15 protein-coding genes are annotated in these 11353 nt (G+C 73.4%); 4 read left to right on the plus strand and 11 right to left on the minus strand.

The window, feature by feature from the left end:
- On the minus strand, positions 1 to 441 hold the full coding sequence (locus tag ABEB06_RS14725) for a VOC family protein (protein ID WP_345697320.1): 441 nt from the start codon (positions 439 to 441) through the stop codon (positions 1 to 3).
- Between the two features lie 180 nt (positions 442 to 621).
- Here ABEB06_RS14725 and ABEB06_RS14730 point away from each other — a divergent pair, with 180 nt between their 5' ends.
- Both ABEB06_RS14730 and ABEB06_RS14735 read left to right on the plus strand, forming a co-directional pair.
- Positions 622 to 1104, plus strand: a complete 483-nt coding sequence (locus tag ABEB06_RS14730; protein WP_345697321.1) for an Lrp/AsnC family transcriptional regulator — start codon at positions 622 to 624, stop codon at positions 1102 to 1104.
- A gap of 109 nt (positions 1105 to 1213) precedes the next feature.
- Positions 1214 to 2020 (plus strand): IclR family transcriptional regulator, encoded by an 807-nt coding sequence (locus ABEB06_RS14735; protein ID WP_345697322.1) that lies wholly within the window; start codon positions 1214 to 1216, stop codon positions 2018 to 2020.
- A gap of 15 nt (positions 2021 to 2035) precedes the next feature.
- Here the strand turns inward: ABEB06_RS14735 and ABEB06_RS14740 are convergent, their stop codons facing one another.
- The 6 genes from ABEB06_RS14740 to ABEB06_RS14765 all read right to left on the minus strand — a co-directional run bounded on the left by ABEB06_RS14740 (position 2036) and on the right by ABEB06_RS14765 (position 6562).
- Positions 2036 to 2845: a S16 family serine protease gene (locus ABEB06_RS14740; protein ID WP_425559625.1), complete on the minus strand. Its 810-nt coding sequence runs from the start codon at positions 2843 to 2845 to the stop codon at positions 2036 to 2038.
- Positions 2846 to 2910: 65 nt separating this feature from the next.
- Complete coding sequence (locus ABEB06_RS14745; protein ID WP_345697323.1) at positions 2911 to 3561, minus strand: IclR family transcriptional regulator; 651 nt, start codon at positions 3559 to 3561, stop codon at positions 2911 to 2913.
- An 809-nt stretch (positions 3562 to 4370) separates the two neighbouring features.
- A complete protein-coding gene (locus tag ABEB06_RS14750; RefSeq protein WP_425559626.1) occupies positions 4371 to 4802 on the minus strand; it encodes a DUF2752 domain-containing protein in 432 nt (143 codons plus the stop codon).
- Between the two features lie 3 nt (positions 4803 to 4805).
- The gene (locus tag ABEB06_RS14755; protein WP_345697324.1) at positions 4806 to 5039 is read right to left on the minus strand and encodes a TM2 domain-containing protein; all 234 of its coding nucleotides are present in this window, start codon (positions 5037 to 5039) and stop codon (positions 4806 to 4808) included.
- A gap of 184 nt (positions 5040 to 5223) precedes the next feature.
- A complete protein-coding gene (locus tag ABEB06_RS14760) occupies positions 5224 to 5886 on the minus strand; it encodes a LuxR C-terminal-related transcriptional regulator (protein ID WP_345697325.1) in 663 nt (220 codons plus the stop codon).
- 145 nt (positions 5887 to 6031) lie between these two features.
- Positions 6032 to 6562, minus strand: coding sequence for a histidine kinase (locus ABEB06_RS14765; RefSeq protein ID WP_345701849.1), 531 nt, complete (start codon positions 6560 to 6562; stop codon positions 6032 to 6034).
- Positions 6563 to 6731: 169 nt separating this feature from the next.
- Between ABEB06_RS14765 and ABEB06_RS14770 the strand changes: the two genes are divergently transcribed.
- Positions 6732 to 7196, plus strand: a complete 465-nt coding sequence (locus ABEB06_RS14770) for an SsgA family sporulation/cell division regulator (protein ID WP_345697326.1) — start codon at positions 6732 to 6734, stop codon at positions 7194 to 7196.
- Between the two features lie 77 nt (positions 7197 to 7273).
- Here the strand turns inward: ABEB06_RS14770 and ABEB06_RS14775 are convergent, their stop codons facing one another.
- The 4 genes from ABEB06_RS14775 to ABEB06_RS14790 all read right to left on the minus strand — a co-directional run bounded on the left by ABEB06_RS14775 (position 7274) and on the right by ABEB06_RS14790 (position 10750).
- Positions 7274 to 9097 carry a DEAD/DEAH box helicase gene (locus ABEB06_RS14775; RefSeq protein ID WP_345701850.1) on the minus strand — a complete coding sequence of 608 codons (1824 nt, stop codon included), beginning with the start codon at positions 9095 to 9097 and terminating at the stop codon, positions 7274 to 7276.
- A gap of 135 nt (positions 9098 to 9232) precedes the next feature.
- The gene (locus tag ABEB06_RS14780) at positions 9233 to 9610 is read right to left on the minus strand and encodes a type II toxin-antitoxin system death-on-curing family toxin (protein ID WP_345701851.1); all 378 of its coding nucleotides are present in this window, start codon (positions 9608 to 9610) and stop codon (positions 9233 to 9235) included.
- 8 nt (positions 9611 to 9618) lie between these two features.
- On the minus strand, positions 9619 to 9816 hold the full coding sequence (locus ABEB06_RS14785) for an Arc family DNA-binding protein (protein ID WP_425559774.1): 198 nt from the start codon (positions 9814 to 9816) through the stop codon (positions 9619 to 9621).
- A 31-nt stretch (positions 9817 to 9847) separates the two neighbouring features.
- On the minus strand, positions 9848 to 10750 hold the full coding sequence (locus tag ABEB06_RS14790) for a sigma-70 family RNA polymerase sigma factor (protein WP_345697328.1): 903 nt from the start codon (positions 10748 to 10750) through the stop codon (positions 9848 to 9850).
- A gap of 114 nt (positions 10751 to 10864) precedes the next feature.
- Here ABEB06_RS14790 and ABEB06_RS14795 point away from each other — a divergent pair, with 114 nt between their 5' ends.
- A complete protein-coding gene (locus tag ABEB06_RS14795; RefSeq protein ID WP_345697329.1) occupies positions 10865 to 11353 on the plus strand; it encodes an SsgA family sporulation/cell division regulator in 489 nt (162 codons plus the stop codon).

An 11353-nucleotide genomic window follows, 5' to 3' on the forward strand; every position in this document is an offset into this window, starting at 1 on the left:
TCAGAGCGCGACGTACCCGGGCAGGTAGGGGCCGAGGTAGCGGCCGCGGTCGACCAGGGTGTGGGTGGCCGGGCCGAGGGCGACGGTGGCCAGCACCACCGTGCCCCAGTGGTCGCCGCTCTCGTACGGCTCGGTGACCGGGACGGCGCCGCGGTCCACGGCGTAGTCGAAGGCGGCGTACGCGTCGTCGACCCGCAGCGCGAGGTCGACCACGCCGCCGCTGCCGGGCACCAGCAGCTGGCGCAGGCCCGGCCCCTCCATCAGGTAGCTGCCGAGCCCCGGGTGGTGGGCGGTGCAGCGCAGCGCCAGGGCGGTGCGGTAGAGCTCGGCGCTGCGGCCGGGATCGGGTACGGCGAGGACGACGGCGTCCAGCCCGGCACAGGGCTCGAACGGGTCGTCGTCGAGTGCGAGGTACGTCGGCGCGGTGAAGATGTCGGTCACGGCGGTCCCTCCCCAGGGTGTCCCGCGGCCCGGTGTGGGGGCCCGCGCCGCGGGGTGTGGAGGAGCGTGGCGTGCACCGCGGGGTTGCGCAACTGTTCCGATTCCTCCTGGTCAAGCTGTGCCGTCGGACCGGAAAATGGCAGGCGACGCTGGACACTTTGCCCAAGGGACGGAGCGACCGTGCACTCTCCGAGCGATGCGATCGACGCGCTCGACGGAAAATTGATCAGACTCCTCAGCGAGGAGCCCAGGATCGGCGTGCTGGAGTGCTCGCGCCGGCTCCAGGTGGCCCGCGGCACCGTGCAGGCCCGGCTGGACCGGCTGCAGGCGAAGGGCGTGATCGGGGGCTTCGCCCCGCAGGTGGACCCGGCGGCGCTCGGGTACCCGGTGACCGCGTTCGCCACCCTGGAGATCTCCCAGGGCCAGGGCGCGGACGTCCGCGCCCACCTGTCGGCGGTGCCGGAGGTGCTGGAACTGCACACCATCACCGGCCACGGCGACATGCTGGTGCGGATCGTGGCCCGCTCCAACGCCGACCTGCAGCGGGTGATCGACCGGGTGGTGGGTTTCGAGGGGATCGTCCGGGCCTCCACCGCGATCGCCCTGGAGAACCCCGTGCCGTACCGGATCCTGCCGTTGGTGGAGCAGGCCTCGGGCGAGTGAACCCGGACGGGCCCGGCATACCGGCCGTTCCGGGCCTTCCCGGCGTGTCTGCCATCATCGTGCGATTTTTGGCATATGCCTGGGGACTGTGCACGCGAAGATCGCAGCCATGAACCCACAGAAGACCGTCGCACCGCGGAGCCGCACCGCCGGGTCGACGGCCCCCACCGCGGAGACGCCCACGCTGATCACCTCCGCCCAACGCGCCCTCAGGCTGCTGGAGGCGGCCGCCGGCCACCCCGCCGGCGCCACCGCCAAACAGCTCGCCCGGGACACCGGGCTGGCCCTCGGCACCGCCTACCACCTGCTGCGCACCCTGGTCCACGACCAGTACCTGGAACGGGTCGACGGCCGCTACCTGACCGGCCCGGCAGTCGCCGGACTGGCTCGGGAGGACAGTCCGACGGCCGGCCGCACCCGGCTGAACCGCCTGCTCGGCCGGCTCGCCCACGAGCTCTCCGCGGCCGTCTACTTCTCCTGGTACAAGCACGGCGAGGTCGAGCTGGTCGCCGCCGCCGCCGCACCCGGCGCCCCGACCGTCGACGCCCGCGGCTTCCGCGCGGGCGCCCACGCCCACTCCGCCGGCAAGACCCTGCTCGCCCTGATGTCCGCCGAGGAGCGCCGGGCCCACCTGACCCGCTACCCCATGGTCCCGTTCACCCCGTACACCCTGCGCGACCCCGCCCACCTGCCGCTGCTGCCCCGGCAGGGCCCGCAGCGGGCCGCGCCGATCACCCAGTACCAGGAGTACCTGATGGGCTTCGCCGGAGCCGCCGTCCCGATCGTGCTGGGCAGCGGGATAGCCGCGGTCTCGCTCACCCTGCCGATGACCCAGGCGCACCGCTTAGCCCAGGCCGCGGCGCAGCTGCGCACCCGGATCGGCGACGACATCACCACGGCCGCGTTCGGGCTCTGACCCCCGGACCGCGGATCAGCAGTGCGGGACGGTGCCACTCCCGGAGTGCAGGGCGGTCAGCGCGGCGACCGAGTCGGCCAGCGTCTCGACCGGCACCAGGCGCAGGCCCTCCGGGGTGTTCACCCGGGCCTCCGCGCACTCGCCCAACGGCACCAGGAAGACCGTGGCACCGTCCCGGGCCGCCGCCAGCGTCTTCAGCGGCACCCCGCCCACCGCGCCGATCCGGCCGTCGGCGTCCACCGTGCCGGTGCCCGCCACGACGGTGCCGCCGGTCAGGTCGCCGCCCTTGCCGTCACCGGCCAGCTTGTCGATGATCCCGAGCGCGATCATCTGCCCGGCGCTCGGCCCGCCGATGTCGCCCAGGTTCACCGTGACCTTCACCTGGGACGGCGACAGGTGGAGGTAGCCGAGCGCCGCCAGCGTCGCCGCGTCCTGCGACTCGGTCATCTGCCGCTGGGTCTCCTCCTGCGCGTCCGCCGGGTCGCTCTCGGGGTAGACCTGGTCGGTCGGGCGCAGCGCCTCGTCCTCGTTGGCCCACGCCTCCAGCGCCCGGCGCAGGCTCAGCTTCTGGTCCGGGTTGGTCGCCGAGATCGTCGTCGCCCGCAGCTGCCCCGTGGTGGTCCGCACGGGCGCACCGCTGATCGTGATCACCTGCTTGCCCTGGTACTCCCCCAGGGTGTCCACCGTGACCCCCGGCTGCGTCAGGGTGAACGGCAGCGGGACGAACGCGCCCACCAGGAGCAGCACGCACACCGCCAGCGAGCACAGGGCCAGGGCGCGGGTCTTCGGCGCGGTCAGGAACGCGGGCAGCTTCTGAGCAGACACAACCCGCATCCAACCACGCCGGAGCGCCCGCGCGGCAAAGGCTCAGCACACGGCCGGGCCGCGGCTCAGCGGAGCGCGTCGGCCACCTCGGTCGCCGCCTCCACCACGCGCGGGCCGACCCGCTCGGGCACCAGGCCGTTGAGCATCACCACGCCGACGCTGCCCTCGATCCCGCTCAGCCCGAGCAGGGCCGCCGCGGCCCCGCTGGCGCCGGACTGCTCCTCCGCGCGGGTGATCACGAAGCCCTGCTCCGGACGGCGCTGGTTCGGGAAGGTCCGCGCGTCCAGGATCGCCCGGCCCGCCGCGCTCTCGGTCAGCGGGTGGCGCAGCCCGGTCCGGTACGCGACGTGGAAGTCGGTCCAGGTCGGCTCGACCACCGCCACCGCCAGCGCCTCGTTGCCGTCCACCAGGGTCAGGTGCGCCGTCGCACCCAGGTCCTCGGCCAGGCTGCGCAGCGCCGGCAGCGCCGCCTCGCGCAGCAGCGGGTGCACCCGGTGCGCCAGGCGCAGCACGCCCAGGCCGACCCGGGCCCGGCCGCCGATGTCCCGGCGGACCAGCCCGTGCTGCTCCAGCGTGGCGAGCAGGCGGTAGACGACGGTGCGGTTGACCGCGAGCCGGGCGGCGAGCTCGGTGACGGTCAGCCCGCGCTCGGAGTCGGCGAGCAGTTTCAGTACCCGGACGCCTCTGTCCAGCGTCTGGGAAGTCTCAGCAGTCACGACGCGCAATTCCTTTCCGCGGCGTCGCCGGCCCGCCGGCAACTGCCGGGGCCGGGACGGAGGTTGTCGCGCGCAGGTGGGTGTCCGCGCTGGAGCGCATGCGTCGGCGCCATCGACGAGCGCACATGCTCCGCGGGCTCGCCTCGGTCGGGGTGGGCTTCGAGTGAGCGTGGGGAGAAAGTAGTGAACCGAAGGTGTACTGCGGAAGTGCTTGTCCAAAATCCGATCTGGATCGTCGCAGATTCGAGATTTGACTAGGGACGAATTGACCCATACCCGCCACAAAATCCGAACAGAAGTTCGACCCCACTCCGCACTCCGGACACCCCACCCACCACAGCCGCCCGCCCTTCGCCGCCATCTCCGTTCACCGAGGGCCCGACGCACCCGCCGCAGGCGCGGCCGCCTACGCCTTCGGCGCCATCCCCGTCCACCGAAGGCCCGGCGCAGCCCGACCTGCCCGCCGCAGACGCAGCCGCCTACGCCTTCGGCGCCATCTCCGTTCACCGGAGGCCCGGCGCAGCCCGAGGCGCCCGCCACAGGCGCAGCCCTGCCCGGCGCAGCCCGAGGCGCCCGCCACAGGCGCAGCCCTGCCCGGCGCAGCGCAGCCCGCCCCGCCGCAGGCGCAGCCCCACCCGGCGCAGCCGCCTACGCCTTCGGCGCCATCTCCGTCCACCGAAGGCCCGGCGGAGCCCCACCTGCCCGTCGCAGACGCAGCGCAGCCCGGCCTGCCCGCCGCAGGCGCAGGGCAGGCCGAGGTGCCCACCGCAGGCGGTCCCGCCTCCCTGACCGGCGCAGCCGGCTCGTGCTCACGCCGGCAGGTTGCGGAGCACCGTCCAGGCCAGGGCCGCGCCCAGGATCAGGGCGACGGCCGGGCGGCCCGGCCGGAAGCGCCAGGTGCGGCCGGCGAGGCCGTGGCGGAGCCAGGTGAGGTACAGGAGGGCGACCAGCGGGAGGGCCAGCAGCAGGGCGGCGTTGTCGTGCCAGGCGGCGGCGAGGTCTCCGTGCAGCAGGTCGTAGGTCATCCGGGTGCCGCCGCAGCCGGGGCACTGCAGTCCGGTGATCCGCCGCCACGGGCAGAAGGGCAGCCACTGCCCGGGCAGGTGCGGGTCGCGCCCGTAGAGGTACGCGGCCCCGGCGAGGCCGGCGCCGAGGACGGCGAGCGGCGGGGCCGCGGCGCGAATGCGGCCACCCCCGCCGGGTGCCCGGCGGGGGTGGGGGGTGTCGCGGTGGTGCGGCACGGGTCAGGCGCGCAGCTTGCGGCCCTGGGCGTCGGTGCGGTCGTCGCTGACGAGGAAGAGGATGCCGTCGATCAGCGACCAGAAGCCGAGGCCGCCGCAGGTGAGGAGCTGGGCGATGGCGATGCCGACGTGGCCGGTGTAGAAGCGGCCGATGCCGAGGGTGCCGAGGAAGATCTGCAGCAGGCCGGCGACGAGCTTCGACTTGTCGGACAGCTCGGGGTTGTTCTGGTACGACACGGTGGCACTCCTCCTGACGGCTCGCCGCAAATCGGGACAAGCCGTCTCACTGACTGAAAGGTTGTCAGGCCGCGTCCCCCCGTGGAGGCCCGCTCACGCCTGGGCACGCCGAACAGTAGCGGATGATCTCCGCCATGTCTCCACGGATTCTTTGCCGACGCATGACCCGGTCGCCGAGCGGCTCTCAACCGACCCGGAGCAGGCCCTCCCTGATGGCCGCGGCGACCGCGGCGCCGCGGCTCTCCACGCCGAGCTTGGCGTAGATGTTGGTCAGGTGGCTCTTGGCGGTGGCCTCGCTGATGAAGAGCTGGGAGGAGATCTGGCGGTTGGACAGCCCGTCGGCGAGGAGTTGGAGCACCTCGACCTCGCGCCGGGAGAGGCTGGGCGCGGCGTTGCGCATCCGCCGCAGCAGCCGGGTGACGGCGACCGGCCCGAGGACGGATTCGCCGCGGGCGGCGGCCCGGACGGCGGAGACGAGGCCTTCGGCGGCGGTCTCCTTGCCGAGGAAGCCGGAGGCGCCGGCGTCGATCGCGGCGAAGATGTCCTGTTCGGCGGCGAAGGCGCTGAGCACCAGGACGGCGGGCGGGTCGGCGAGGGCGACCAGGGAGCGGATCAGGTCGACGCCCTGGAAGAGTCCGGCGCCGAGGTGCATGTCGAGCAGGACGACGTCGGGCCGGTCGTCGCCGTGCAGGGCGGCCATCAGGTCGAGCAGTTCGTCGTCGCCGGCGGCCTCGCCGACCAGCCGGATGTCGGACTCGCAGGCGAGCATGGCGCGTACGCCGAGCCGGATCGCCGGGTGGTCGTCGACCACCACGACCCGGATCGACTTCGAGTCCGGCCCAGGCATGCCGCGGCTCCTGTGTGGTGCTGGTGGGGGAGGGGGGAACAGTATGGCAGGGCAGAAATATGGTCAGACAAATCGTCCGACCGTTTTCCACGGCCTGCGTGTCGAATACTCGAATTCCACCCGCACTGTGGTACCGGTGCCCGCATCACCCTCCACCGCCATCCGGCCGCCGAGTCCGACGATCCGTCGTCGCGCACCGAGGCGCGCGCAGCCGGTCCGGCAGGTGGTCGGGGTGGACGGTGACGCGGTGGGCGGCGGCGCGCCGGACCGCGTTTGGGATCCCCTCGCGCATCGACCGGAGCACCACGCTCTCCACCGGCAGCGGCAGCCGGCGCCGCGCGCCGCTGACCCGCAGTCGGATCTCGGGCACCCGGGGCTCGCCCAACCGGTCCACCCCGGGCCCCGTGTCCAGGAGTTGACGGACCGCCGCCATGTGGCGGCGGCACGGTTCGACGCACTGCTCCAGGGCGGGCACGAGACCGCCCGGGGCGAGTCCGGAGACGGCGGCGCCGGTGAGCGCACCGTCGGCGGCCCGGGCCGGCATCGCGATCCCGGCGAGTTCTTGCGCGATGGTGTCGCGCACCTCGCGTGCGACGCGTTCGCGTTCTTCCAGCCTGCCGGCCTCGCGCCAGCGCTCGGAGAGTGCCGTCAGGACGGAGAGGCGCGCGTTCCGCAGCCGAAGCCCCGCATATCACTTTCCCCAGTAAGTCGTCCACCGCCGAACCGCCTATTTCTTACCAGCCGATGCGCGGAATTTCCTCCCCGACTGTCGAATGATGTAACGGTTCGGTCAAGCGGGAAGGCTTGGACGTGAAACGACCGAATCGTGGACACGGGGGAACGAGATGCGTCATCAGGACATGTCGGACGGCCGGGAGCTGCCGGAGCACGGCGTCGGCCGTCCGGCCGTCCTGGCCGCCCGGCTGGCCATGGAGCTGGACGGCGGGCACGGCCTGGCCTTCCGCCTCCCGGTGGACGTCACGTACTCCGCCGCCGACCCGCTGGTGGTCGAGCTGACCTTCCTGCTCCCCGGCGACGCGCCGGTGCGCTGGACGGTCTCCCGCGAACTGCTGCTGGACGGCATCAGCGCCCCGGCCGGCGAGGGCGACATCCACGTCTGCCCGGACGGGGCGGACCCGGGCCTAGTCCGGATCCTGCTGCGCGCCCCCGGCGGCGAGGCCCTGCTGACCACCCGGGTCGCAGCCCTGCACGAGGTGCTGCTGCGCACCGACCTGCTGGTGCCCTTCGGTGCCGAGTGGTCCGAGTCCGACCTGGACCAGGAGCTGGCCCACATGCTCGCCGCCAACTAGGCCCGCAGGCAGGGCCGATCCCTGCGGGCCGGGCCCGCCCCCCGCGCACCCGCCGGGCCGGGCCCGCGGGGGCGGCGTCAGCCCTGGGTGGCCCACTCCCGGATCCGGCCGATCCGGGAGCGCAGCTGGTTGGCGGTGGCCTGGGCGGTGAGCGGGCCGCCGCACTGGCGGCGCAGCTCGTTGTGGATGGTGCCGTGCGGCTGGCTGGTGCGGTGGTGCCAGGCGGCGACCAGCGCGTTCAGCTCCTTGCGCAGCTCGCGCAGCTCCTGGTGGGTGACCACCGGCCGCTGCTCGGCGGGCAGCTCCAGCAGGTCGGCCTCGTCGGCGGGCTTGGCCTTGGAGCGCTGGATCTGCCGGTGCTGGCGCTTCTGCAGGAGCATCTGGACCTGGTCGGGCTCCAGCAGGCCGGGGATGCCGAGGTAATCCTCCTCCTCCTCGCTGCCCGGGTGCGCCTGCATCCCGAACTCCATGGCGTTGTAGAGCACCCGGTCGAAGACCGCGTCGCTGCCGAGCGCCTCGTAGGAGAACTCCTCGCCGCCGCCGTCCGGCCCGTCGTTGGCCTTCTCGGCCTCGGCGAGCAGCCGGTCCTCCTCGTCGAAGAGGCCTTCGCCCTCCTTCTTCGGCCGGTCGAGGACGTGGTCGCGCTGCAGCTCCATCTCGTTGGCGAAGGAGAGCAGCATCGGGATGGTCGGCAGGAAGACGGACGCGGTCTCGCCCCGCTTGCGGGCGCGCACGAAGCGGCCGACGGCCTGGGCGAAGAACAGCGGGGTGGAGATCGAGGTGGCGTACACGCCGACGCTGAGCCGCGGCACGTCGACGCCCTCGGACACCATGCGGACCGCGACCATCCAGCGCGAGGTGCCCTCGGAGAAGTCGGAGATCCGCTTCGAGGCCTCGGCCTCGTCGGAGAGCACCAGGGTGACCTTCTCGCCGCTGATCTCGCGCAGCAGCTTGGCGTAGGCGCGGGCGACGTTCTGGTCGGTGGCGATGACCAGGCCGCCGGCGTCCGGGATGGCCTTGCGGACCTCGGTGAGCCGCCGGTCGGCGGCCTGCAGCACGGCCGGGATCCACTCGCCCTGCGGGGCGAGCGCGGTGCGCCAGGCCTGGGCGATCAGGTCCTTGGTCATCGGTTCGCCGAGCCGGGCCTCCAGCTCGTCGCCGGCCTTGGTGCGCCAGCGCATGTTGCCGCTGTAGGAGAGGAAGATCACCGGGCGGACGACGTGGTCGGCGAGGGCGTGCCCGTAGCCGTAGGTGTAGTCGGCGACCGACTTGCGCAGCCCGTCGGTGTCGGCCTCGTAGCTGACGAACGGGATCGGGTTGGTGTCCGAGCGGAACGGCGTACCGGTCAGCGCGAGGCGCCGGGTGGCCGGTTCGAAGGCTTCGAAGCAGGCCTCGCCCCAGGACTTGGAGTCACCGGCGTGGTGGATCTCGTCCATGATCACGAGGGTCTTGCGGGCCTCGGTGCGGTTGCGGTGCAGCATCGGGTTGACGCCCACGCCCGCGTAGGTGACCACGATGCCGTGGTACTCCCTGGACAGCGGTCCGGAGGAGTAGGCCGGGTCGAGCTTGATCCCTATCCGGGCGGCGGCCTCGGCCCACTGCTTCTTCAGGTGCTCGGTGGGCGCGACGACCGTGATCTGCTGCACCAGGTGGTTGTGCAGCAGGTACGAGGCCAGGGTGAGCGCGAAGGTGGTCTTTCCGGCGCCGGGGGTGGCGACCGCGAGGAAGTCCCGCGGCTGCTTCTCGATGTACTTGTCCAGGGCGCCCTGCTGCCAGGCCCGGAGCTTGCCGGCGGTGCCCCAGGGGGCACGGCCGGGGAAGGCCGGTGACAGGTGCGCCGAGGCGGACGTACCGGCGGGCCGGGACGCGTGGGTGTCGGCGTGCGAGAACAGGGGGGCCATCGGCGAGGAGGCGGCAGTACTCACGGTCTCCGAGAGGGGTCGTCGCAGGTCGGGGCAGGTTTCCCGGCCCCGCCCCGCAGTCGGCAGGCGGTCGTACAACCCGCCCAGCCTACCGGCCCGCGGCGGCGGTCCGCGTTAGCGGCGCAGCCCGTCCAGCCGTTCCGCGATCACCGCGACCTCGTCCAGCTCCCCCGCGGCGACGGCCACCACCAGGTCGTACGCGGCGTCCTGGTCGACGTCCGCCATGTCGACGCCGTTGAGGTCGAGGAAGACCACGCAGCTCATCCAGGCGGTGCGCTTGTTGCCGTCGACGAAGGGGTGGTTGACCGCCAGCGAGTGGAGCAGCGCGGCGGCCTTCCCGAACAGCCCGGGGTAGGCCTCGACGCCGAACATCTGGGACTGCGGCCGGTGCGCGGCGGAGGCCAGCAGGCCGAGGTCGCGCACGCCCGGGTCCTGGCCCTGGCAGGCGTACTCGGCGAGCTCCAGGATCTCGGCGACGGTGAGGTACTTCACCGTCGCGGTCACTCGCCGAGCCTGCGCAGCAGCTCCGCGTGCTTGGCGGCGTACTTGGCGCCGAGCCGGCGGACGGCCGCCTGGTCGGTCTCCTCGTCCAGGTAGCGGTCGATGGCGCGCAGCACCACGGAGTGCATCGAGCGCCCCTCCTGCTCGGCGCGCTGCCGCAGCGCCTCCTGCTGGTCCTCGCTGAGTCGAAGGTTCATCGCCATGACGCCATGGTAGGCACCGGTGGGGTCATTCCGGTACCACCGTGCAGGCCGTGCCGTTGAGGTACATCACCGCGGGGGCCGGGTTCTCGCCCGCCCAACTGCCCTCGAAGCCCGAGTCGACGGCCCGACCGGGATCGATCCGGGCGTTCCAGCCGGCGACGGCGCCCGGCCCGGTGTTGCGGATCCGCAACCGGACCACGAACCGGCCCTCCCACTGACTGGTGATCAGGTAGCCCACCTCGCAGCCGCCGTCGGGCGCCTGCTCCGGTCCGCCGGCCGTGGTCGGCGGGGAGGCGCCTCCCCCGGGGGCGCGGCCGGGCTCGAGCGGCGGGATGACCGCCCAGTACGCGGCGCACTCGGGGTCGGCGGGCGCGCCGGGGTAGTCGCCCAGGTACGCGGTGCGCAGGCCCTCCCGGGCGCGGTGCAGCAGGACGCCGGCGGCGTTGCGGCGCAGTCCGAGCCGGGCGCCGACCTCCTCCAGCGGCAGGTCCTCGACCTCGGCCGGCCAGAGCACCTGGGCCCACCGTTCGGGCAGCCGGCCGAGCAGGTCGCGCAGGCGGGCGACCTCGGCGACGCGGTCGGCCGGGTCGGCGCCGGGTGCGGACCCGGGTGCGGCCGGGAGCGGGTCGGCGGCCTCCCGCGGGGCGGTGGCCAGATTCCGCACCGTGGTGGCGAGGTAGGCGCGCGGGTCGTCGATCCGGTGGCCGGCCGCGATCCGCTGCCAGACCCGCAGGTGGGCCTCGGCGACCAGGTCCTCGGCGAGGTGCCGGTCGCCGGTCAGGGTGCGGGCGTAGCGCAGCAGGCCGCGGTGGTGCTGCTGGTAGACGGCGGTGTAGGCGGCGAGCGCCAGCCGCTGCACCGCACCCGGTGGGACGATCGGGGCCTCCTCGAGCGCGTGTCGGCTCGCATCATGCGCCGCCGACGTCACCCCCGGAATCCGTTTGTGAGTCAGATCACAGGGAATTGGCCGGAAACCCGTGTAATACCGGCCACTCGGCGCGACTCCCATAAGCAGGAAAACGCCCTTGGAGGAAAATCACCCATGCCCGGTACGCCTGCCGTCGTCGAGCAGCTCGTCCACGCCCGTCTGCTGATCACCACGCACCGCTCCGCCCGGCTGCGGGTCACCCTGCGCTACCGGGCCGACGACCCGCTGGCGGTGCACATGCTGTTTCCGGCCGAGTACGCGCTGGACGCCGACCGGGCGGACCGGACGGAGGAGGCCGAGCCGGCGCCGGGCGGCCTGGCGCCGGCCCGGCCACCGGCCCCGCCGGAGATCGAGTGGGTGTTCGCCCGTCAGCTGCTGACGGCCGGGCTGGAGTTGCCCAGCGGCCTCGGCGACGTGCACATCCGGCCCGCGCTCGGCCGGCGGACCATGGTGGAACTGCGCTCCCCCGAGGGCACCGCGCTGCTCCAGTTCGACAGCAACGAGCTGCGGCGCTTCCTGTGGCGCAGCCACGTCGCCGTCCCGGAGGGCAGCGAGCCGGCCCACCTGGACGCCGACCGCGCGCTCGCCCAGCTGCTCGGCTGA

It is taken from the genome of Kitasatospora terrestris, from assembly GCF_039542905.1.
GTDB classification, from domain to species: Bacteria; Actinomycetota; Actinomycetes; order Streptomycetales; family Streptomycetaceae; genus Kitasatospora; species Kitasatospora terrestris.

Excerpts from the sequence above, each read along its gene's own strand:
- ABEB06_RS14795 (WP_345697329.1), top strand. The coding sequence starts at position 10,865 with ATGCCCGGTACGCCTGCCGTCGTCGAGCAGCTCGTCCACGCCCGTCTG.
- ABEB06_RS14770 (WP_345697326.1), top strand. The coding sequence starts at position 6,732 with ATGCGTCATCAGGACATGTCGGACGGCCGGGAGCTGCCGGAGCACGGC.
- ABEB06_RS14785 (WP_425559774.1), bottom strand. The coding sequence starts at position 9,816 with ATGAACCTTCGACTCAGCGAGGACCAGCAGGAGGCGCTGCGGCAGCGC.
- ABEB06_RS14735 (WP_345697322.1), top strand. The coding sequence starts at position 1,214 with ATGAACCCACAGAAGACCGTCGCACCGCGGAGCCGCACCGCCGGGTCG.
- ABEB06_RS14775 (WP_345701850.1), bottom strand. The coding sequence starts at position 9,097 with ATGGCCCCCCTGTTCTCGCACGCCGACACCCACGCGTCCCGGCCCGCC.
- ABEB06_RS14760 (WP_345697325.1), bottom strand. The coding sequence starts at position 5,886 with ATGCCTGGGCCGGACTCGAAGTCGATCCGGGTCGTGGTGGTCGACGAC.